Source organism: Bradyrhizobium sp. LTSP885 (assembly GCF_000938305.1).
Taxonomy (GTDB): domain Bacteria; phylum Pseudomonadota; class Alphaproteobacteria; order Rhizobiales; family Xanthobacteraceae; genus Bradyrhizobium.
In genome coordinates this window covers 203870-226510 of the sequence record NZ_JYMT01000002.1, presented here as the reverse complement: position 1 = coordinate 226510, position 22641 = coordinate 203870, and the positions used below count along the sequence as shown (strand labels likewise).

20 protein-coding genes are annotated in these 22641 nt (G+C 63.7%); 5 read left to right on the top strand and 15 right to left on the bottom strand.

Annotated features, from left to right (window positions below; genetic code table 11):
- Positions 1-42: 42 nt before the first annotated feature.
- Positions 43-1755, bottom strand: a complete 1713-nt coding sequence (locus UP09_RS01055; protein WP_044536132.1) for a sulfatase-like hydrolase/transferase — start codon at positions 1753-1755, stop codon at positions 43-45.
- A 168-nt stretch (positions 1756-1923) separates the two neighbouring features.
- Positions 1924-2631, bottom strand: coding sequence for a TetR/AcrR family transcriptional regulator (locus tag UP09_RS01050; protein ID WP_044536131.1), 708 nt, complete (start codon positions 2629-2631; stop codon positions 1924-1926).
- 109 nt (positions 2632-2740) lie between these two features.
- Here UP09_RS01050 and UP09_RS01045 point away from each other — a divergent pair, with 109 nt between their 5' ends.
- On the top strand, positions 2741-3361 hold the full coding sequence (locus UP09_RS01045) for a hypothetical protein (protein WP_044536130.1): 621 nt from the start codon (positions 2741-2743) through the stop codon (positions 3359-3361).
- An 18-nt stretch (positions 3362-3379) separates the two neighbouring features.
- Here the strand turns inward: UP09_RS01045 and UP09_RS01040 are convergent, their stop codons facing one another.
- Both UP09_RS01040 and UP09_RS38370 read right to left on the bottom strand, forming a co-directional pair.
- Positions 3380-3616, bottom strand: a complete 237-nt coding sequence (locus UP09_RS01040) for a hypothetical protein (protein WP_245301725.1) — start codon at positions 3614-3616, stop codon at positions 3380-3382.
- Between the two features lie 25 nt (positions 3617-3641).
- Positions 3642-4070, bottom strand: a complete 429-nt coding sequence (locus UP09_RS38370) for a lysozyme inhibitor LprI family protein (protein ID WP_245301724.1) — start codon at positions 4068-4070, stop codon at positions 3642-3644.
- A 158-nt stretch (positions 4071-4228) separates the two neighbouring features.
- Between UP09_RS38370 and UP09_RS01030 the strand changes: the two genes are divergently transcribed.
- Entirely contained in the window at positions 4229-5272 is a 1044-nt protein-coding gene (locus tag UP09_RS01030; RefSeq protein WP_044536129.1) for an adenylate/guanylate cyclase domain-containing protein, read from the top strand.
- Between the two features lie 169 nt (positions 5273-5441).
- On the top strand, positions 5442-6548 hold the full coding sequence (locus tag UP09_RS01025) for a DUF2336 domain-containing protein (RefSeq protein ID WP_044536128.1): 1107 nt from the start codon (positions 5442-5444) through the stop codon (positions 6546-6548).
- Positions 6549-6572: 24 nt separating this feature from the next.
- Here the strand turns inward: UP09_RS01025 and UP09_RS01020 are convergent, their stop codons facing one another.
- The gene (locus UP09_RS01020) at positions 6573-9599 is read right to left on the bottom strand and encodes a bifunctional diguanylate cyclase/phosphodiesterase (protein WP_052832910.1); all 3027 of its coding nucleotides are present in this window, start codon (positions 9597-9599) and stop codon (positions 6573-6575) included.
- Positions 9600-9778: 179 nt separating this feature from the next.
- Here UP09_RS01020 and UP09_RS01015 point away from each other — a divergent pair, with 179 nt between their 5' ends.
- Entirely contained in the window at positions 9779-10018 is a 240-nt protein-coding gene (locus UP09_RS01015) for a PilZ domain-containing protein (RefSeq protein ID WP_044536127.1), read from the top strand.
- Positions 10019-10149: 131 nt separating this feature from the next.
- Here the strand turns inward: UP09_RS01015 and ilvC are convergent, their stop codons facing one another.
- The 8 genes from ilvC to miaA all read right to left on the bottom strand — a co-directional run bounded on the left by ilvC (position 10150) and on the right by miaA (position 18449).
- Positions 10150-11169: a ketol-acid reductoisomerase gene (ilvC, locus tag UP09_RS01010; protein WP_044536126.1), complete on the bottom strand. Its 1020-nt coding sequence runs from the start codon at positions 11167-11169 to the stop codon at positions 10150-10152.
- 151 nt (positions 11170-11320) lie between these two features.
- Complete coding sequence (locus tag UP09_RS01005; protein WP_044536125.1) at positions 11321-11932, bottom strand: LysE family translocator; 612 nt, start codon at positions 11930-11932, stop codon at positions 11321-11323.
- Positions 11933-11939: 7 nt separating this feature from the next.
- The gene (locus tag UP09_RS01000; RefSeq protein WP_044536124.1) at positions 11940-12815 is read right to left on the bottom strand and encodes an EamA family transporter; all 876 of its coding nucleotides are present in this window, start codon (positions 12813-12815) and stop codon (positions 11940-11942) included.
- Positions 12816-12850: 35 nt separating this feature from the next.
- Positions 12851-13546, bottom strand: coding sequence for a class I SAM-dependent methyltransferase (locus tag UP09_RS00995; protein WP_044536123.1), 696 nt, complete (start codon positions 13544-13546; stop codon positions 12851-12853).
- 3 nt (positions 13547-13549) lie between these two features.
- Positions 13550-14092, bottom strand: a complete 543-nt coding sequence (ilvN, locus tag UP09_RS00990) for an acetolactate synthase small subunit (RefSeq protein WP_044536122.1) — start codon at positions 14090-14092, stop codon at positions 13550-13552.
- Between the two features lie 24 nt (positions 14093-14116).
- Entirely contained in the window at positions 14117-15115 is a 999-nt protein-coding gene (locus UP09_RS00985; protein WP_044536207.1) for a threonine dehydratase, read from the bottom strand.
- A 178-nt stretch (positions 15116-15293) separates the two neighbouring features.
- On the bottom strand, positions 15294-17069 hold the full coding sequence (locus UP09_RS00980; RefSeq protein WP_044536121.1) for an acetolactate synthase 3 large subunit: 1776 nt from the start codon (positions 17067-17069) through the stop codon (positions 15294-15296).
- A 429-nt stretch (positions 17070-17498) separates the two neighbouring features.
- On the bottom strand, positions 17499-18449 hold the full coding sequence (gene miaA, locus UP09_RS00975) for a tRNA (adenosine(37)-N6)-dimethylallyltransferase MiaA (RefSeq protein WP_245301723.1): 951 nt from the start codon (positions 18447-18449) through the stop codon (positions 17499-17501).
- Here miaA and serB point away from each other — a divergent pair.
- Positions 18427-19332, top strand: coding sequence for a phosphoserine phosphatase SerB (gene serB / locus UP09_RS00970; RefSeq protein ID WP_044536119.1), 906 nt, complete (start codon positions 18427-18429; stop codon positions 19330-19332). The two genes, miaA and serB, sit on opposite strands and share 23 nt — an antisense overlap.
- A 1075-nt stretch (positions 19333-20407) precedes the next feature.
- Here the strand turns inward: serB and UP09_RS37345 are convergent.
- Positions 20408-20737 carry a hypothetical protein gene (locus tag UP09_RS37345; RefSeq protein WP_156164379.1) on the bottom strand — a complete coding sequence of 110 codons (330 nt, stop codon included), beginning with the start codon at positions 20735-20737 and terminating at the stop codon, positions 20408-20410.
- Positions 20738-20892: 155 nt separating this feature from the next.
- Positions 20893-22401, bottom strand: a complete 1509-nt coding sequence (locus UP09_RS00965; protein WP_044536118.1) for a Do family serine endopeptidase — start codon at positions 22399-22401, stop codon at positions 20893-20895.
- Between the last annotated feature and the right edge of the window lie 240 nt (positions 22402-22641).

The window sequence follows — 22641 nt, the reverse complement described above, 5'->3', positions numbered from 1 at the left end:
GCGGAACGATGGATTGCTTCGCTACGCTCGCAATGACGGAATTCAAAGTCCCTTGATCGTTCCGGCATCGATCAACAGCCGGTTGAAGCGGCGTGCCTCGGCGCCATCCCTGCACGAATAGAACATGCCGTTGCAGCGGAGCATGATGGCCTTCTGCTCCTCGAACGACGGATCGAGCGGAATGCCGGCGGCCTCCTGGATCACCAGTGGCAGATAGGCGGCATCGATCGTGTCCATCACCGCGGGGCTCTTCACCGGCTCGAAGTTGACGGCGTCGATCGCATAGTATGTCGCGTAGTAGCGCGGGTCATACGCCATGAGCTTCTTGCCGATGCCGGCCTCGTCGAGCTCGGGATCGAGCAGTTGCGGCGAAAATTCCGGCTGGTGATCGCCGTAACGCACGATCAGGAACGGCTGCGCCGGAAAACTCCTCTTCAGCGCCGCGACGAAGCCGGCATAGTCGTTGGCGCTCATGGCCTGCCGGCGCAGATATTCGTCGACCGAGGCCACGTTGCCCGGCCGCTTCCAGGACGGCAGCAAATCGGGACGGAATTTCGTCTCCCATGGGAAATGGTTGGCGGCGAGATAGACGAAGACGAACAGTGGCGCGCCCGGCGTCTTCTGCTCCGCCATCAGGCTCACGGCCTTGTCGTAGAAGAAGCTGTCGGGCTCGACGTCCTTGGCGTGCAGATCGTGCGCGTCATAGAAACGCTGGACGCCGGTCGTGGCCTGGAAGCTGCGCGCGCTCATGAAAGCGCCGAACGCGGGATAGAGCGAAAGCGTATCGTAGCCGCAGCGGCGGAGCGCCAGCGGCAGTCCGCGCTCGACGCGCCCCGATGCGATGCGGGTCACGAAATAGGCAAAACGGCCGAACGAACGGGACGACAGCCCCGCCAGCACGTTGTACTCGGTAAACCAGCTCGGCCCGCCATTGCTCTCGGCCAGGAATGTCCGCTCGACGCCGTCAAAGGATTTGAACTGGCTGCCGTAGCCCGGCGGCACCTTCACGCCAGCGGCCGCGCGGATGTCGAAGCTCGACTCATCATGGATCATGATGATGTTCGGCCGTCGGCCCGAGGGATGGCAGGCATCGACCAGCGGCACCTTGAGCCGGTCATTCACGCTCGCATCCGACTCCATGAAGCCGTAGCTGACGAAATCGGAGACCGCGGTGACGCCGGAGCGTGCAAATTTCGACAGGTAGCCGTCGTCGTAGTAACCGCGCCAGGCCTCGTCCGGCCAGGTGAAGGCATAGGCCGAGAGCACTGCCGTGCAGGCGAGGCAGGCGGCGGCCGCCGGCAGGCGGCGGATGCGGAACGGATCGAGCCACCACAGCGCGTACATCAGCGGCAGCGTGACGAGGCCGGCACTGATGATCGACCAGCGCAGGTTCGGGAAGATCGTAAGCAGAAAGGCCGCAGTGTCGCGGTCGATCACCATCAGGTCGACGAAGTTCGCGGTCATCTGCACCACGTCGTGCTTGAACCGCGACAGCAGCACCAGCACCACGACCAAGGTCAGCGACAGCGCCCCCGACAGCGCCGGCCTGCGCAGCAGCGCGATGAACAGGAAGTTCAGGATTCCCCAGGTCAACAGGAAGCAGAGCCGCGCGCCGAAATCGGTTTCGGTCCGCAGCATCAGGATCAGCGCACCGAGATGCGGCGCGGCGACCGCCATCAGCCGCCAGATTCCGATGGCGACGAGGCCGCCGGCGAGCGCGGCAACGGAGGAATTTGGTTGTGGCGCGGGCGCCATGGGTGAGACGCAATACAACCCGGCGCAATACAAGGGCCTTGGCTGGCAAAGGCCAGGAGACGCACGGCGCAGCCGGAACCTGCATCGCGTCATAAAAACGTAGTGGAATCGTCATGAACACGCAATGAACTTGCCGACCCGCAGGCGGCCGGGCCGGCTTTGCGCGCCTTAAACTTTCGCAGCAGGCGTTACGTGCCTTGCGATACCCGCGATGAAGAGATCGATGATCCCTGCGGCCGTCTGCTCGACATCCGCATCGCTGACACCCCAGCGCGGCAAATGGCCGTCGATGTTCATCCGCGCAAAGCCGTAGACCAGCGCGCGGCCGGCGATCTGGACCAGCTTCAGATCCACAGGCCCGAGCTGGCCAGCCGAGACAGCTTCCGCCAACAAGCGCTCGGTCAGGGCGATCAACTCGGCATTGTCGCTGGTAACCCCGGCCGACCGGTCATGGTCGAAAAAGCGGCGGCTGGAGATGATCTCGAAATGGGTGGGGTTCTTCATCGCCCAGCGCAGATAGGCCATCCCGAGCCGGCGGAAACGGCCCAGGGGGTCGCCGGGCGGCGCATCGGACAACGCCGCCTCGATCTCGGCGCGGAAGCGGCGTTGGGCTTCCTCCGCCACCGCGTTCATCAGGGCATCACGGCTCGGAAAATGCCGGAACGGCGCCCCTGGCGAGACCCCGGCACGGCGGGCGGCCTCGCGGACGCTGACCGCCTCCGGCCCACCCTCGCCGACCAGTTGCATGGCGGCGTCGATCAGGACGCGGCGCAGGTCGCCATGGTGATACGGCTTCGCCGCCGGCGCGCGCGCCGTGGCCGGGCGCGGCTTGGCCTTTCGGGATCCGGACGGTGAACGGGTGGCGGGGCGGCGCATCCCGGACCTCTAGCATCACCCCCTTGTGAATGTAAGCGCCGATTACACGGATTGACGACCTGTCGCGACGCCATGTAACTGGTGATTACATTAGCGAGGGAGGCCGCACATGCCGATGCGTCGGAACTGGTTCGAGGGCTGGCGGCTGTTCGCCCTGCTCACGCTGACCCTGATTGTGCTTTCGATCTGGATTGCCGGGATGCGGCAGTTCGAGGTCGAGGGCGTGCGGATGGTGATCCGCTTCACCGCGCGAACCTCGCTGTTGTTCTTCTGCCTCGCCTTCTCGGCCGCGTCGCTGGCATATCTCAGGCCGAACGCCTGGACGCGGTGGCAGCGCCGCAACCGGCGCTATCTTGGCGTCACCTTTGCCGCCTCGCACGCCATCCATGCGGTTGCGATCGTCTGGTTCGCGAGCATCGACCCGGCCGGCTTCGCGGGCGCGACCTCGGCTGCGTCCTACATCTTCGGCGGCATCGGATATGGCTTCATCATCGCGCTGACCGCGACCTCGTTCGATCGCACCGCGGCCATGCTGGGTCCGCGCGCCTGGCGCGTGCTGCACCTGACCGGCGGCTATTATCTGCTGCTGCAGTTCACGGTCTCGTTCGGCAAGCGGATTCCCGAGATGCCGCTCTACGCGCTGTTCCTGATCCCGCTCGCCGCCGTGTTCGCGCTACGGATGGTCAGCATGGCCTCACGGCCCGCACCGCGTCCGGCGCAGGCGGCCTAGGCTGCACAGCCGTCGGCGCTAGACCAGATGAAATTTGCGGCCAAGCTGGCGATGAACCGACATTACGGCGCGGTCGACATCGCTGATCAGGCTGTCGCCCAGCACAACGTTCGGAATTTCCCAGTTGCGGTCGCTGTGACTATGCGGCAGCGCAGCGACTGCCGGCACGCGGGCCGTCTCGCAGCCGGGGTGGGCCCGCAGCGCATCATCCGCGAGACGGGTCAGTTCGTCCTGGCTCTTTGCCTCGGTCATCATGTTTGGCGTGACACCGGAAGATGGCTCACTGATGGCCGAGATCTTCCAGCTCCTTGGCGCGCGCTTCCGTCATGTTGCGCATGCATTCACCCGCATCGATACGGGCGATGGTGCCCTCGCCCAGTCCGTAATAGAGGCAATTGGCGTCACGGTACTGGATCCAGAGGCGTTGCGCCGCACGCAACTGTTCACCCTGTTTCTCGCCGGCATCCTTGATCGCCTGCTGGTAGGCGATATTCATCCGCTTGTCCCATTGCGCGGTCTTGGCCTTCAGGCATTCGACCATCTGGAACGTGTTGCCGTCACAGGACTGCTTGGGATCGCCTTGGTCGCCGGCCTGAGCCGATGAAGCGAGGACGGCGGTGAAGGCCGCGGCGATCGCTACGCGCGATGCGCGATCGACCAGCAGTTTTGCGGCAAACCGGCCGATCCCGGTAAGGGTCCTCGTGATCATGGCAGATTTCATGTCGCTTCGCGTCGGGTCTGGTTCGGGCCGCAAGTGGCCCAACCCCACATTAGTGCAACGGCGGCGGTCTCCGTTCACTTCCCGACCATGCTGCGCCCGCTGGCCTTCCCGATCCGCGCAGGATATCTGAGGAGCGTGGAGGGATCATGCGGCGCGCGATGAGGCCTGCGATCGTTCTGGCCGTCTTCGGCCTGCTCGTTGGCGGGTTGTTTCGCTATGTCTTCGACGAATCCAGCGCGGCCTCTGTCGCGAACTATCTGCGCAGCGCCCTGGAAGGCGCCGCCCTCACCCTGACCGCGTGGGGCACGCATCTCAATCTGACCGCGTTTGGTGGCGGCTGGTTGCGAAAAAGGCCGCTGATCGTCGAACTGATCGCCCGCTCCGTCATTATGGCCACGGTTGTGGCGATCGCCGCAATGGCGCTCGAGGTCGTTCTCTACGGACATGGTATCGAGGCGAAGTGGATCGGCGAGAGCTTTCCAAAGATCATCGGCACCTCCCTGCTGCTGTCGATCCCGATCACGGCGCTCTACGAACTGATCCGGATGATCGGCGGCCGGACGCTGCTCAATGTCGTGCTCGGACGCTATCGCAGGCCGGTCCGCGAGCAGCGTGTGCTGCTGTTTCTTGACCTCGTCGGCTCGACCACGCTCGCGGAGACGATGGGCGAGCTGCGCGTGCAGGAACTCCTGACGCGCTTCTTCTTTGATATCGACGAGGCGATCGTATCGCATGACGGCGAAGTCCATGCCTATGTCGGCGATGAGGTGATCGTGACATGGCCGGTCCATGCCGGCCAACCATCGCCGCGCTGTCTCGACTGCGTGTTCGCGATCGAGGATCTTCTTACGCAACGGGCCGACCGCTATCGCAGGGAATTCGGCGTGGTTCCGGCGTTTCGTGCCGGGCTCCATGCCGGACCGGTCGTCATCAGCGAATGCGGGGATTCCCGCCGGCAGATCGCCTATTTCGGCGACACCGTGAACGTTACGGCGCGGCTGCAGCAGCATTGCAAGGAAGTCGGCCGCGCGCTGCTGGTGTCGGGCGAACTGCTTCGCCTGCTGCCACCCGCCGATGACCTTGTCATCGACGCGCTCGGCGCGACGCAGCTGCGCGGCCGCGCCGCGCCGATCGACATATTCGCCATCGCGCGTCGCCCGGCGGCCGCGGTGCAAGCGCAATCATCCTGAACAAATCCTTAAACGACTGCAGGAGGCGCGAATTGAATCGTGTCCAGTGGCCGCCCGTTAAGGATGCAACGCACCCGTATTTGCGCCGGGTTCCACCTTAACGCAGGTGTAAGACCACGCGCTGCATCCTGCACGCAGGTGTCATCCAGCAACAACAGGCTGCCCATCAATGGCGCAACAGCCGGCACAATCGATCATTGCCGAACTTGAAGATGCTGTCCGGGACGGAACGTCCGCGAAGCGCGTCCAGACGCTGCGGCGCGTGACTGACCTGTTCCTGAACGACGGCGATCGCCTCAACGACGAACAGGTCAAGGTGTTCGACGACGTGCTTTGTCTCCTGATCGCACGCGTCGAAACGCGTGCGCGGGCCGAGCTGAGCAAGCGGCTGGCGCCGCTCGACTACGCACCGTTTGAGGTGATCCAGTCGCTCGCCTGGGACGACGACATCAGCGTCGCCGGCGACGTGCTCACCCATTCCAGCCGCCTCAGCAACGAGGCGCTGCTCGAGATCGCCAGCACCAAGGGACAAGAGCATCTGTTCGCTATCTCGACGCGCGAGAACCTGCCCGAATCCGTCACCGACGTGATCGTCGGTCGCGGCGAGGACAGGGTGATCCGGCGCCTCGCCAAGAACGCGAGCGCGCAGTTCTCTGACAACGGCTATTCCAACATCGTCGCACGCGCCGAAGGCGACGATGAGCTGGTCGAAATCCTCGGACTGCGCATCGATCTCCCGGCCAAGCTGCTGCGCGAGCTGCTGCGCCGCGCCAAGGACGCGGTGCGCGCCCGCCTGCTGGCGCTCGCGCCGCCCGCGGTGCGCAACGAAATCCAGAAGGTGCTGAACGATATCGCCCAGGAAGGCGGCGCCACCCCGCGCCGCAACTACGGTGTCGCCGAAGAGCTGGTCAAGCTGATGAAGCAATTGAACGAGCTCGACGACGCGGCGGTCTATAAATTCGCGGAAACCGGCAAGTTCGACGAGGTCACGGTCGCACTCGCGGTCCTCAACGACATGCCGCTCGAGATGATCGAGCGGCTGATGCTCGGTCCCCGCGCCGACCTGATGCTGATCCCCTGCCGCTCCGCCCGTCTGAACTGGCCGACGGTCGAAACCATCCTGCGCAAGCGGCCGCTGCCGCATCCGATCGACGACGCGACGCTTTCGGTCGCGCAGCGGGATTACCGCCGGCTGTCGCTGGAAACCGCGCAGCGCACCGTGCGTTTCTGGCAGTTGCACAACAGGATCGAAAAGCCGGCACTGGTGGCGGGTTAGCCGGCAGAGCGCGTCCTCCGATGGTCACGCAACATGTTTTGCTGACGTTCTGCGCGCGCTAAACTCGAGTTCGGCAACCGGCACCGGCCGCCCGAACAGATAACCCTGGACAAAGTCTACGCCCGCCGCCCGCAGGGCTTCGAACTGCGCTTCAGTCTCGACGCCCTTGGCGGCTGTCGCGACGTTGAGCCCTTCCGCCAGGGCAAGCACGGACGAGACCATTGCCGCGCAATCGCGTCGATTTGCCATGCCCTGCGCGATCGGCTTGTCGATCTTGATCTTATCGAACGGGAAGCCCGCCAGGGAACTCACCGCAGAATATCCCGCACCGCAATTGTCGAGGACGATCGAGACACCGAGATTCTTCAACTGTCGCATGGTGCGCAGATGGACCTGATTGCCCTGCACGACCGCGTCATCGGCTATTTCCAGTTCGAGCCGGTCGGGTGACAGGCCGGATGCGACCAGCGCGCCCAGCAAGGAGTCGAGCAGATTGCCTCCTTCGAATTGGGCGGCGGAAATGTTAACCGCGAGTCGGATCGGCGACGGCCAGCGGGCTGCGTCCAGGCAAGCCTGCCGCAGGATCCATTCGCCGAGCGGCAGCATCAGCCCGGTCGATTCCGCCGCCCGGAGGAACTGGTCGGGAAGCAATATACCCTTTGACGGATGCCGCCAGCGTACAAACGCCTCTGCGCCGCAAGTGGTCTGCGTCGTCGCATCGACCATGGGCTGATAGTGCAGCTCGAACTCGTTGCGGGACAATGCGTCGCGCAGGTCGCTCTCCAACGACTTCTGCATGTCGGCGGCCTCGGTAAGCTCGGGTCGGAATATCTGGAAGCCGTTTCGCCCGCCGGATTTCACCGCATAGAGCGCGATATCGGCCTTTTGCAGCAGGACATCCGCGGTGTCGCCGTGCTCGGGCGCGAATGCGATGCCGACACTGGTCCCGACATTGACCTTGTTGCCACCGAGGTCGAAAGGCTGCTCGATCAAGCCAATGATCCGGCGAGCGAGTCCGACCGCGCCGGCGACCTGGTCTTTCTCGTTGTCCTGAATGATCGCAAATTCGTCGCCGCCGAGGCGGGCGAGCACGTCGGTGTCACGCAGCGACGATTTCAGACGCTGGGCGACTTCCACCAGCAATCGATCTCCGGCGGGATGCCCGAGCGTATCATTGACGTTCTTGAACTTGTCGAGATCGAGCATCAGCACCGTAAACGTGGTGCCGTGCCGCTGAAGCCGCCGCGCCGCTTCATCGAGTTTCTCCGAAAACACGACGCGGTTGGCCAGTCCCGTGAGCAGATCGTGCTGAGCGAGGAACGCGACCTTCTTCTCGTTGTGCGCCCGCTCCGTGATGTCTTCATGGGTCGTCAGCCAGCCGCCGTCCGCCATGATGTGGCGGGCGATTGCAACGACACGGCCGTCCACGAGTTCGCGAACCTCGGCCGCTTCCTTGATGTTCCGGGTGAGATAGGTCTCCGGCGCCACATCGGCGAAGTTGGTGCCCTTCTCGCGACGATATTCCAGGATCTGCGCAAGCGACGTTCCGGGTCTGATCTGGTCCCGGTCCAGACGATAGATTTCGCCGTAACGCGCGTTCGCGACCACGATCTTCTGGTCGGCATCGAACATGCACAGCCCCTGCGACATGTTGTTCAGCGCAGCGTCGAAGCGGAGGTTGATGGCTCCGAGTTCGGCGGCCTTTTCGGCGAGCAATTGCTCGCTGCGCTTCAACTCTGTGATGTCTTCGTGGGTCGCGACCCAGCCACCATCCGGCAGCGGTTTGCGTTGAATGAATATCTTGCGGTCGTCCGCCAATTCGTGATCCTGCTTGCGCTGGGTCGGCATGAGCTGGACATGCTGGTCGACGGTCAGATTGCTGGCTTCACCGCGATCCTTGTAGAACTGCAGGATGCGATCCAGCGGCGTCCCCGGCACGACCAGATCGTCCGGCAGGTCGTACATTTCCTGATATTGACGATTGGAGATGACGAGCTTCTTGTCGGCATCGAACAAACACAACCCCTGAGACATGTTGCTGATCGCCACATCGAACCGGGTGTTGGTGCGTCCCAACGCCTGCGTCTTCGCAGCAAGTCGATTCGTCTGCCGCACCAGCAAATAGGTCCCGAACAGGATGAACAAGACGATCGTGGCCACGAGCAGACCGTAAGTGTAGAGGTGGCGATACCACGGTGCGAGGACGTCGGTGCGCGCGTAGGTGACGATGAGGACCAGCGGCAACCCGGGTACCGCCTGATAGCCGGCAATCCGTTCAATGCCGTCGACCGGACTGGTCGACTCGAAGGAACCGCTCGGAGATGTCGGCAGATAGTCGGTCAGCAGCGGGACATCCGCGAACGACTTTCCGATCGCGTCCCGCCGCTCGGGTTCTCGGGCCAGAATGCGGCCCTCGCGATGCAACAGCACGACAGAGCCGTTCTTGCCGAGATCGATCGAGCGGTAAATCCTGGCGAAGTACGATTGGTCGAGCGGCGCAGTGACGATGCCGGCGAAGCTGCCGTCGGGGTTGCTCAACCGCCGTGATGCCGCGCTGAACCATTTGTCGCCGACCGCCGAACGATATGGCGGCGAAATGAACAGCTGATCATCCGCGCTGTCGCGCTGCGCGACGAAGTGCGCCATGTCGGAGATATTGGTGCGAGGCGGCGCGGCGGCATAGGAGTGCGCCAACACGTCGCCGGATGCGTTGGTCCAGCCGATCGCAACGAGAACGGAGGAGTTGCTTTGCAACTGGCGAAGCGCAAGGTTTGCCGTTGCGGGATCAGTGCCCCTCACCGCCAGGCTGCTGGCCCGGATCGCCTCTGCTTCAAGCAGAACGCGGTCGATATCATCGAATGCCAGGGCAGTATGTTCGGCAAGGACTTTCGCGAAGCTGCGCGCATCGGTCTTGGCAGCGACGATCCGCTCCAGATAGCGGGTCTCTATATCGAAGCAGAACAAAACGATCGTGGACATCGACAGCAGGATGCCGAGTACCGCAACCGGCGATCCTGGGGACCGCCCCAGCCATCGAAAAAGTCCCAGCATGTCGATTCCGCCCCAAGATATCGACGGCCAAGGTGACCGGGGCACCTTAATATTTCGTACGTAATATAAGCCGTCAAAACAGCGGTGATGCCCCGTAGTCTTACAGGCATCGCGGGTAAATCTGCATTAACGCAGCCGGTTCAAGTTGAGACCAATCGAACCAGTATGGAACCAGGACGATGACGGACGCTCGTCGGGGTATCAGACAACGGGTGTTGAAGGCCGGGACGATCGAGTTCGGCGGCGGCGCGATCGATTGCACGATCCGCAATCTGTCGCCAACGGGCGCAGCGCTCCAGGTCGAGAGCCAGACCGGCATCCCCGATCAATTCACCCTGGTGATGCCCGCGGAAGGGCTACACGTGCCCTGCCATGTCGCCTGGCGAAGAGCCTGTCGGCTCGGGGTGGCGTTCGACTAGAAACACCTTCTCCCCGCCAGCGGATGCAATCGGGGAGAGCCGGATATCTCACAGATCCAGATCCTGACAGCCCTTGGACATCGAGATCGCGCAGCGCGCGACCTCGATGACGAAAAGGCGTTGATCAGGCCTTAGTTCTTGGTCTTGTCGACCAGCGCGCCCTTCTTGATCCACGGCATCATGTCGCGGAGCTTGGCGCCGACTTCCTCGATCGGATGCTGGGCGAGCTTGGCGCGGGTCGCCTTGAACGAGGTCTGGTTGACCTTGTTCTCCAGCATCCAGTCGCGGGCGAACTTGCCGCCCTGGATGTCGGCGAGAACGCGCTTCATCTCGGCCTTGGTCTCCGCGGTCACGATGCGCGGTCCGGTGACGTATTCGCCATACTCGGCGGTGTTGGAGATCGAGTAGTTCATGTTGGCGATGCCGCCTTCATAGATCAGGTCGACGATCAGCTTCACTTCGTGCAGGCACTCGAAATAGGCCATCTCCGGGGCGTAGCCGGCTTCGACCAGCGTCTCGTAGCCACCCTTGATCAGCTCGACCAGGCCGCCGCAGAGCACGACCTGCTCGCCGAACAGATCGGTCTCGCACTCTTCCTTGAAAGTCGTCTCGATGATGCCGGCACGGCCGCCGCCGATCGCCGAGGCGTAGCTCAGGCCGAGGTCATGGGCGTTGCCGGACGAATCCTTGGCGATCGCGATCAGGCAGGGCACGCCGCCGCCACGCTGATATTCGGAGCGCACTGTGTGGCCGGGGCCCTTCGGCGCGATCATCAGCACGTCGAGATCGGCGCGCGGATCGAGCAGGTTGAAATGGACATTGAGGCCGTGCGCGAACACGAGGGCTGCGCCCTTCTTCATGTTGTCATGCAGGTGCTCGCGATAGATGTCGCCCTGCAGTTCGTCCGGGGTCAGCATCATGACGAGGTCGCCCCATTTGGCCGCCTCGGCGACTTCCATCACCTTGAAGCCGGCGTTCTCGGCCTTCTTGGCGGAGGCCGAGCCCTTGCGCAGCGCGATGGCGACGTCCTTGACGCCGGAATCCTTCAGGTTGAGCGCATGGGCGTGACCCTGGCTGCCATAGCCGACGATGACGACCTTCTTGCCCTTGATCAGGTTCAGGTCGGCATCGCGATCGTAGTAGACTCGCATCGTATTTTTCCTCATTTGAAGGGGCCGAGAATCGGCCGATGGATCAGGCTTTCGGAAGGTCAGAACCGCCGGGCGCCCGCGAATTTCCGGGGTTGTCTAGAGCATTTTCCCTCATCTGGGAAACCCCCATCTCGCATGGCGCGGTGCGGCATCATGCGTCCATGAAGACGGGGTAGAGCGAGGCCAGCAGCAGGATGGCCATCACCACATTGAAGACACGGATCGCCCGGCGCGAGGTCAGGACCGGCCGCAGCGCGGTGCCGAACAGGGCCCAGGCGATACAGGAAACAGTTCCCAGCAGCAGGCTCACACCTACCTGGATCGCGATGTTCCAGGGGAAGGCGGCAATCGCCGCATAGGCCGTGATGGTGCCGATCACCATCACCCAGCCCTTGGCATTGATCCATTGGAACATGGCCGCGCCCCAGAACGTCATCGGGCCGCGGCCGGACCTCTCATCCCCCTGGTCCGCCGACGGCGGCTCGGCCATGGCGATGACGGCTGCGAGATAGACCAGATAGGCCACACCGGCATATTTCAGGATCGTTTGCAGTACCGGATAGGTGATGAAGATCGCGCCGAGCCCAATGCCGACCGCACCGACCATGAAGGCGAAGCCGACCGTGATGCCGGCAATATGCGGCACCGTGCGGCGCAGGCCGTAGGTCAGCCCCGACGACAGCAGCATGATGTTGTTCGGTCCCGGCGTGAAGAACATCACGACGGCAAAGATAACGAAGGCCAACAGCAACGAATGCGACATGGTGCCCTCACGCGACTTTCGGCAGAATTTTGGGCCGCTTCGACAGCAGCATCACGGCGATGCCGCCGACGACGGTGATCATGCCCGCGAGCCGCAGCGGCCCGAATTTCTCGCCGAACACGATGCTGGAGGCGGCCGAGCCGACGAACGGCACCAGCAGCGCGAACGGCACCACCTGTGCGGCGGGATAGTCCCGCAACAGCCGGCCCCACAGCCAGTAGGCAATGCTGGTCGAGATGCCGCCGAGACAGACCACGCAGATAAATCCGGTCAGCGACATGTGGGTCAGCGCCTGCCAGGTCGGCTGCGGTCCGTTGCTGATCAACGTCAGCAGGGCAAGCGGGATTGCGGCCGAGAGGCACAGCCAGGCAAACAGATCGAACATCGGCACGCCGTGCGCTCGCCGCAGCAGGAGATTGCCGATCGCAAAGCTGATCGGGCAGATCATGAGGATTGCGAACGAACCGACGCTGAAGTCGTAGCCGACGGTGCCGCAGATCATCAGAAGGCCGATGGCGGCGATCGCGACGCCTGTGGCCTGCATGCGCGTCGGCATCTCGCCGAAGATCACGGCGGCAAAGCCGATGGTGAACAGGGCCTGGCTCTGCACGACAACGCTGGAGAGGCCGACTGGAACGCCATGGGCGATGGCAAAGGCCTGCGCCAGGAATTGACCGAGGAACAGCGTGGAGCTGATCGCGATCAGCAGCGGCCAGGAGACGTCGGGCTTGCGCAGGAACAGGCACGGCAACGCCGCGATGGCGAAGCGTAGCGTCGTCATCAGCTCCGGCGAGAATTCGTCGAGTGCGATCCGGCTCGCGACGAACGCGAGCCCCCAGATCACCGCGACCATGACGGCGATGCCAACATCAGCCGGCTTCATTGTTTTTCTTCTTTGGTTCCGTTTGGGTGCGACGGCTAGATTTGTTGGTCCGGCTTCGGTTTGCGCAGCAGATAGGTGCCGTGCAGCGGCGCGTGATAATCGACGGAGACCAGCGTGAAGCCGGTCTCCGTCAGCATGCGCTCCATGACCCAGCCGAAGGTCGAGTATTCGTCGCGCATGTGGGTCATCACGCTTTCGCGCTCGAAATCGTGGTTCTTGATCGAGAAATCGGCCCAGCCCTCAACGTCGCGTTCGACGCCGTCGGGCATGCTGACGAACACCATGTCGCGCAGATAGAAGTTCGCGCCCGGCTTCAGCGCGTTGAATATCCGCGACATCGCCACGGCTTTCCAGAAATCCGGCAGATGGTGCAGCGTGAACTCGCTGACGATCAGGTCATAGGAGTTGGGCTGGTAGGCGAAAGACAGCAGGCCGGCCGGCTGGGTCCGGACCCGCGCCTTGCGGTCACGGGCGTAAATTTCGGCAAGCCCGAGCATCGCCGGCGAGATGTCGATGGCGTCGACTTCGGCCCCCATCAGCGCGGCCTCGGTCGCCAGCACGCCGTTGCCGCAACCGATATCGGCGACCCGCCAGCCCGGCTTGACGCCGAGCATGGTCAGCGCCTGATGGGCGCGGCCGTCGCTGTCGTCGTGGCGGTCATAGATCGAGGCGACCGCGGTATCGAGACCGACCTGCCGCCGTTGCGTATAGTACCAGTCGCGCGCCAACATGATTCACATCCCTTCCGGCCCGCGCGTGATCGCGGCCACCCCGGTTCGTGACACCTCGACCAGGCCCAGCGGGCGCATCAGGTCGATGAACTGATTGATCTTGGACGAATTGCCTGTGATCTCGAACACAAAGCTCTCTGTTGTGGCGTCGATCACGCGGGCGCGGAACGCATCCGCCAGCCGCAGCGCCTCGACGCGGTGGTCGCCACCGCCCCGCACCTTGACCATCGCGAGTTCGCGTTCGATCGCCTGTCCGGTCACCGTCATGTCGACCACGCGGTAAACTGGAATCATGCGGTCGAGCTGGTGCTTGATCTGCTGGATCACCATCGGTGTGCCCGTGGTGACGATGGTGATCCGCGAGAGGTGTTTCTGGCTCTCGGTCTCCGACACCGTAAGGCTGTCGATGTTGTAGCCACGGCCCGAGAACAGGCCGATCACGCGGGCGAGCACGCCGGGCTCGTTCTGCACGAGCACGGACAGCGTGTGCGTCTCGTTGGGATCGTGACGCTCTTCAAGGAAGTAGGCGGATGCGGGCTGGTTCATTGTCGTCCCCTTACGGTCTCATCGTCATGCCACCGCCCGCTTGGCGGCGGGGTTGGCATCCATTTTGGCATCCGTTCCGACCCAGGTGCGGAACAGATCGAAATCGATATTGCCGCCGCTCAGGATCAGGCCGACCCGCTTGCCGGCGAGCCTGCTCTTTTCCTGCAGCGCGGCCGCGAGCGGAGCGGCGCCCGCGCCCTCGGCGAGATTGTGCGTGTCGGTCCAGTAGGCGCGGATCGCATGCCCGATCTCGTCGTCGGTGACCTGCACGATGCGGGACGCGCCCTTGCGGATCAGGGCGAACGCCTCCGGATCGGGAATCCGCGTCGCCATGCCGTCGGCGCGGGTGTCGCTGGTTTCGGTGGTCACGATCTTGCCGGCCGCGAACGACAGCGCATAGGACGGCGCTTCCGTCGACTGCACGCCGACGATCTCCGTCTTCAGACCGAGCAGGTCGCGCGCCATGATACAGCCGGAGATGCCGGAGCCCTGCCCGATCGGCACATAGAGAATGTCGATGTCAGGCGCGGTCCGGAACAGTTCGAGCGCGTAGGTCGCAACTCCCAGCACCAGGTCTGGATGGAACGACGGCACCATGTGCAGCCCGGCAAACTGCGCGCGCCGCTGGGCCTCTTCCTTCGCGGCCTGGAAGTCCTCGCCATGCTCAACCAGCTCGGCGCCGAACGCCCGCATCGCGCGGTTCTTCTCGACCGAGTTGCCACGCGGCACATAGATCACCGCCGGCACGCCGTGTCGACCAGCGGCAAAGGCCAGGCTCTGGCCATGATTGCCGCGCGTCGCTGAGATGATGCCCGGCACATCCGGCCGCTCGCGCTTCAGCCGTTCCAGGTAGACGAGGCCACCGCGCACCTTGAAGGCGCCGATCGGCGTGTGGTTCTCATGCTTGACGACGACGCGCGTGCCGAGCCGCTCGGCCAGCAGCGGCCACGCATAGGCCGGCGTCGGCGGCACAACCGTGCCGACGATTTTGTGCGCGCGCTCGAGCTCGTTGAGGTCAAACATCTTCGCTTCCAATCGCTCTGCTCTCTCCGTTGTCATCGCCCGGCCTGTGCGCAATTGCGCACATGGACCGGGCGACCCAGTACGCCGCGGCCTCTCGATTCAATCTCAGACGTCCCGGCGTACTGGATCCCCGCTTTCGCGGGGATGACAGCGGAGTTTGTGTTTGCGTCGCGCATCGTCACACCAGCGCCTTGCCGCCGGCGAAGGCCTTTGCGGTGGCTTCATCGGTCGCCTCTTCCGGCAGCAACATCTCGTTATGCGCCTTGCCCGACGGGATCATCGGGAAGCAGTTCTCCAGGGCCGCGACACGGCAATCGAACAGCACCGGTTTTTTGACCGAGATCATCTCCTTGATCGCGCCGTCGAGATCGGCGGGCTTGTGCGCGCGGATGCCGACACCGCCATAGGCCTCGGCGAGCTTGACGAAATCCGGCAGCGCCTCCGAGTAGGAGTGCGACAGGCGGTTGCCGTGCAACAGCTGCTGCCACTGCCGCACCATGCCCATGTACTGGTTGTTCAGGATGAAGATCTTGATCGGCAGCTCGTGCTGGACCGCCGTCGACATCTCCTGCATCGTCATCTGCACCGAGGCGTCGCCGGCGATGTCGATCACCAGGCTGTCGCGATGCGCCACCTGCACGCCGATCGCGGCCGGCAGGCCATAGCCCATGGTGCCGAGACCGCCCGAGGTCATCCAGCGGTGCGGCTCCTCGACGCCGAAGAACTGCGCGGCCCACATCTGGTGCTGGCCGACTTCGGTCGTGATGTAGGTGTCCTTGCCGCGGGTCAGCTCGAACAGCCGCTCGATCGCGTATTGCGGCAGGATGATATCGTTGTTCTTCCGGTAGGACAGCGACTTGCGCGCGCGCCATTGCGCGATCTGCTGCCACCACGCCTTGATGTCGGGCTTCTTCGCCTCCGCCTTGAACACCTGCAGGATGTCGCCGAGCACGTTGCCGCAATCGCCGATGATCGGCACGTCGACCCGGATGTTCTTGTTGATCGAGGACGGATCGATGTCGATGTGGATCTTCTTCGAGCCCGGCGAGAACGCATCGACGCGGCCGGTGATGCGGTCGTCGAAACGCGCGCCGACGCACAGCATGACGTCGCAATCATGCATGGCCATGTTGGCTTCGTAGGTGCCGTGCATGCCGAGCATGCCGAGCCAGTTCGGACCCGAGGCCGGATAGGCCCCGAGCCCCATCAGCGTCGAGGTGATCGGAATGCCCGTCACCTCGACCAGCTCGCGCAGCAGCTTCGAGGCATCGGGGCCCGAATTGATGACGCCGCCGCCGGAGTAGATCACCGGGCGTTTCGCGGAGGCCAGCATCGCAACCGTCTTGCGGATCAGGGTCGCGTCGCCCTTCACGCGCGGCGTATAGGAGATGTGCACGTCCGACTTGCGCGGCGGATGGTAGGTGCCGGTCGCGAACTGCACGTCCTTGGGCACGTCGACCAGCACCGGGCCGGGCCGGCCGGTCATCGCGACATAGAAGGCTTCATGCAGCACCTTGGCGAGGTCGTTGACGTCGCGCACCAGCCAATTGTGCTTGGTGCAGGGCCGCGTGATGCCGACCGTGTCGCATTCCTGGAAGGCATCATTGCCGATCAGGTGGGTCGGCACCTGGCCTGAAATGCAGACCAGCGGGATCGAGTCCATCAGCGCATCGGTCAGTGGCGTCACCATGTTGGTTGCGCCGGGACCTGAGGTCACCAGCGCCACGCCGGGCTTGCCGGTCGAACGCGCATAGCCTTCGGCAGCGTGGCCGGCGCCCTGCTCGTGGCGGACCAGGATGTGCTCGACCTCGCTCTGCTGGAAGATCTCGTCGTAGATCGGAAGCACTGCGCCGCCGGGATAGCCGAAAATGTGCTGCACGCCGTGATCGATGAGCGCGCGCACGATCATCGCGGCGCCGGTCATCTGATTGGGGTCGTGGCTCTTGTCGGTCATGGCTCGCTCCGGATGCGCTTGGTTTGCGCGGCTTCTGTTGGTTTCTTGCAGGTCTGCTTCAGGCAATAAAAAAGGGCCCCAGAGGCCCCATGCACACCGCCCGTATCTGGATGGCCGCTAGCCATCCCCGGCGGTGTGCCTGGGTACGACGACGATAAGGAGTTTGGTAATAATGTTGCGCACGGTGTGACCCAAGCTTCCCAAAGGTTGCGCGAAACATAGCGGCCAAAGCCCGAATGTCAAGGCAAGGCAGCCACTTTCGCGATTTCGGCACTGTAGCGGGGTTCCGGCCGTTCGGCGAGCGTTTTTGGGTGGCGCAACGTGCATGGCAGACGGGCGCCGGTCCCGTAGCCCGGATGGAGCGCAGCGAAATCCGGGACCGAACGATCCACAGATGCAAGTCCCGGATTGCGCTTCGCTCCATCCGGGCTACGAAATCCGACTTTGGAGCCATTCCCTCGCATCCTCCGGGGCCACCCATTCGAATTCCGGAAGCTGGTGGCGGAACCAGGTGAACTGGCGCTTGGCGTAGTGGCGGGTGTCGGCGCGGCCGATCTCGGCAGCCTCCTCCCGGCTGATTTCGCCCCTCAAGTGCCGGATCAGAGCCGGCACGCCGTGAGCCTTCATGGCCGGCAGCAGCGGATCCAGGCCCCGTGCCGCCAGCCGCTCGACCTCGGCGAGCGCGCCGGCCTCCAACATGGTGCCGAACCGCGCATCGATCCGCGCGTAGAGCTGGTCACGGTCAGGTGCGAGGAAGATCGCGGAAAACTCGCCCGGCGGCAGCAGTGGCGGCAAGCCATCGCGATGCCAGTCGGGCAACGGACGCCCCGTCGCCTCGACGACCTCGAGCGCGCGCGCGATCCGGGTGCGGTCGCGCGGCATCAGGCGTTCGGCGGACACCGGATCGCGCGCCGCGAGCTCGGCATGTAGCGCCTCGACGCCGTGCCGCTCCAGCCTTGCCCGCACGCTGTCACGCACCTCGGCAGGAATCGGCGGCACCGCTGAGAGGCCGCGCGTCAGCGCCTTGAAATAGAGGCCGGAGCCGCCGATGAAGATCGGCCGGCGGCCTTGCGTGCGCGCCTCGCCGAGCACCTTTGCGGCGTCGGCGACCCAGGCGCCGGCGGAGAAATTCACGCCCGCATCGACATGGCCGTAGAGCCGGTGCGGAACGAGTGCCTCCTCGTCCTCACTCGGCCGTGCCGTGATGATGCGGAGGTCGCGATAGACTTGCATGGAATCGGTGTTGATCACGACGCCGCCGGATTCTCGCGCAAGCTCGAGCGCCAGCGCCGACTTGCCGCTGGCGGTCGGCCCTGCGATAAGGACTGCCTTGTCCAACAATCCCGAATGCGCCCGCATGTCCCTCGTCGCCACGCTCATTTGCAATCCCGCGAGCCCTGCGCTCGACTCCACCATCGTCGACGGCGCGCGGGCCGTGCTGCCATCACCCGGCCCGGCACAGTGGCTGTTCAACGAAGTCGCGGTCGACATTCCTTTCGAGAGCCAGGACACCGACCGGGACGCCGTCAAGGCGATCGAAGCCCGCCTGCACCAGGCGCGCGGCGACCTCCCGATCGACATTGTCGTGCAGCCTCGGATCGCCCGGCGCAAGAAGCTTTTTCTGGCCGACATGGATTCCACCATGATCGGCGAGGAATGCATCGACGAGCTCGCCGATTTCGCCGGCCTCAAGGCCCATGTCGCCGGGATCACCGAGCGCGCGATGCGCGGCGAGATCGAGTTTGAGGCGGCGCTGCGCGAGCGCGTCGCGCTGCTCAAGGGGCTGCCGGTCAGCGTGGTCGACGAGGTGCTGGAGAAGCGCATCACGCTGACGCCGGGCGGCCGCGCGCTCGTCATGACCATGCGCGCCCACGGCGCCTATACCTGCCTGATCTCGGGCGGCTTCACGCTGTTCACCAACGTGGTCGCGGCGAAGATCGGCTTCCAGGAGAACCGCGCCAACCAGTTGCAGGTCGCGGACGGCAAGCTGACCGGCGAAGTGGTCGAACCGATCCTCGGCCGCGCCACCAAGCTCGCGACCCTGGTCGAGCTGATGGAATCCTTCGATCTCGACGACATCGACACGCTGGTCACCGGCGACGGCGCCAATGATCTCAGCATGATCCAGGCCGCGGGCCTCGGCGTCGCCTATCACGCCAAGCCGGCGGTCGCTGCGGCCGCCGCGGCGCGGATCGACCACGGCGACCTCACCGCGCTGCTGTATGCGCAGGGGTATCGGCGGAACGAGTTCGTGGAGGGGTAGCGTGGTGTCGTCCCGGCGAAGGCCGGGACCCATAACCACAGGGTTGAGTCGTTGAAGCAGGCTGTGGCCCCGGCGCTGCAAACCAATTAGCATTCGTGGCTATGGGTCCCTGCTTTCGCAGGGACGACAGTGAATTTGTAGCGCGGATTGTGAGTCATACCTTCGCATTCTCGCGACATGATTTGCCCGAGTTCTGCATCTCGTTCCGCCCTCTCCTTAGCAGAGGGCGCAGGGAAAGCCGGGTGCGCGCTGCACCCGCGATCTCGTGTGCAATGTAAGAAAGAGAGTGCGCACACGAGCATACAGGTCCAGCGGAGGCATCCCGGCTTTCCCTGCGCGATGGTTTACGGCTTACTTCGTGCTCTTCCCGGTGCCCAGGCGTTTTGGTCACCGTCGTTCGTGATCAGCGTCGGCGTCTCACGAACTTGACACCAACCTTGGGGCGTCAAAACCACACGACTTCACCGTCCGCCGCCGGCGCGATCGTCAACCGCGCCGTCAGCGTCCACCGCATCCCACCGCGCGTTCGTGACGTGCGCACGCCCCTCTCATTGGGTGAGACGGGCGCGATTATGGCGGTGAGTTGGGGTGGCAGTCAAGATGAATTACGAAAATCAGAACTCGCGCGGCGCGTCAGATGCACAATTAACGGCGTGTCCTACACATCTCGCGCCAAAAGCTTGCTTGGTTTCGCTTCCACATCGATCAAGTGCACCGTCGTCGCAATTACGCGGTGTTATGGTGCAGACGCCACAAGCGGTACATCTACGGATAGACAGCGGGAGCGTGAGCGCCCACCGTCACCTATTGCCCGTTTGGAAGATATTCGCATTCGCCCGGCGCTTTAGCGAGCGCCGGGCTTTCGCGCGTGCCTAGATCGACTTTGGCACCACGTGCTCAAGCTCCAGCGCGGCGATACACGCCAGGAAGAACGGGCTACGACGACAGTGCACTTAACCCTTTGCCGCTGCAGACGATCGCTTCAGTGCACCGTAATTCCGTAATTCCTGGAAGCGGTCAATGCGGAGTGCGTTCAGTTCTGAAACATGGAATGCTCTGAAATCATCTGTGCGCATCAATGAATGTTTAGCTCCCTTTGCTGTTTCGCGGCGCGCCACACCAAATAGAAAAAGCGCAGCCCGCCCAGGAAGCCAATAGAGAACAATATTGCAAAAAAAGTATCCGCCGGCGACTTTGCGTCATTCCAAGTGACGATCGCAAAGAGCAGGAAAATGGGTAAGGCCATTGAGTTATTAATGATCACCCGTTTCACGAATGATCTTGATTTGGTCCGCGCCGTGCGTTCGACATACCTCTTTTCAATCCCTAACATTGTGTCGCTCCAACGCGGCGCGCTTAAGCGGTGAGAACCGCTGCTGCTCCCGCAGGTGGCATAACGATCCAAGATTACGATCCGACGAAAGCACTGTGTTGAAGTTGCGTGATATCGCTCACTAACAATTAGAGAATCGATTGGTTCGCGGCTTCTACGGCCGCGGCGTACTGGATCCCCCGCATTCGCGGGGGATGACAGTGGTGGGCGAGGCTCTTGCTGCGTCCCTACTGCACGCCCAGCGCGACGAACCGCAGTTCGCCGTCGCCGTTCGAGACCAGCAGCAGCACCGACTTCTTGCCGTCCTTTTTCAGCTTCTCGACACGGTTCTTGATGTCGGCGGCGCTGGCGACCGCCTCCTGCGCCACCTCGACGATGACGTCGCCGGCCGACAGGCGCTTCTCGGCGGCGTCGGAGCTGGCGTCGACACCGGTGACGATGACGCCCTTCACGCTGTCCTTGATCTTGTACTTGGTGCGCAGGTCCTTGCTCAGCGCGGCCAGGTCGAGGCCGAGCGCCTTCTGCGTCACCAGCTTCTCGGTGGGCTCGGCCGGCTTGGCGTTGGCCTGCTGAACCTTGTCGTTGTCCTCGAGGCGGCCGAGGGTGACCTTGTGCGTCTCCTCATTGCCCTTTCGGATGATGACAACCTCGACTTCCTTGCCGACCGCGGTGTCGGCAACGATGCGCGACAGGTCCTTCGGGTCCTTGACGTCCTTGCCGTCGAACTTCACGACGACGTCGCCGGGTTCGATGCCGGCCGGCTTGGCCGGGCCCTTGTCGTCGATGCCGGCGACCAGCGCACCGCGTGCCGGCTTGATGCTGAGGCTTTCGGCGATTTCGTCGGTGACCTGCTGGATGCGCACACCGAGCCAGCCGCGGCGCAATTCGCCGAACTTCTGCAACTGGTCGACGACCCCGGCCACCGTCTTCGACGGCACGGCAAAGCCGAGACCGATCGAACCGCCGGTCGGCGAGATGATCAGCGTATTGACGCCGATCACTTCGCCATCGAGATTGAACAGCGGACCGCCGGAATTGCCGCGGTTGATGGCGGCGTCGGTCTGGATGTAGCTGTCATACGGCCCCTGGCTGATGTCGCGGTTCTTCGCCGAGACGATGCCCGCGGTGACCGTGCCGCCGAGGCTGAACGGGTTGCCGATCGCGACCACCCACTCGCCGAGGCGAAGCTTGTCGCTATCGCCGAACTTGACCGCAATGAGCGGCTTCGGCGGCTTGAACTTCAGCACGGCAAGGTCGGTCTTCTTGTCGACGCCGACCAGCTCGGCCTTGATCTTGGTGCCGTCGTTGAGGATGACGTTGATCTCGTCGGCGTCGGCGATGACGTGGTTGTTGGTGACGACGATGCCCGCGGTGTCGACGATGAAGCCGGAGCCGAGCGAGTTGGTTTTGCGCGGCGAGAACTCGCCGTTCTTCTCACCGCCCTTGCCGCCAGGACCGCCCGGACCGCGCCGGTTCTTGAAGAAGTCGTCGAAGAATTCCTCGAACGGCGAGCCCGGCGGCAATTGCGGCATCGCGCCACCGCCGCCCTTGGCGTCGATCGTCTGCGACGTCGAGATGTTGACGACGGCATCGATCACCTTCTCGGCGACGTCGGCGATGCCATCGGGGCCGCGTGCAAACGCCGGCACTGAGCTCAGCATGCTTGCAGCACCGATCGAGATCGCGGCTCCCATCAGACGGAGGCGACGGCTCAGGGCTGGTCTGGCAGCGGTCATGTCAGCTTCTCTCCAGGCAAACGGGTGAATATCGTTTGATCGCACAGTGCGCCCGAACGGGCTTTCGGCGCAAGCATCCGAGCCGGCCATTTCGGCGAAAAACCGGCCGCAAAAGGCTCACGATTGCGTTCATTCTTGGTTGTCATTCCGGGGCAGCCCGACAGGGCTGAACCCGGAATCTCGAGGTTCCCCGATGCGCAATCGCGCATCTGAGGTTCGATGCTTCGCATGCCCCGGAAC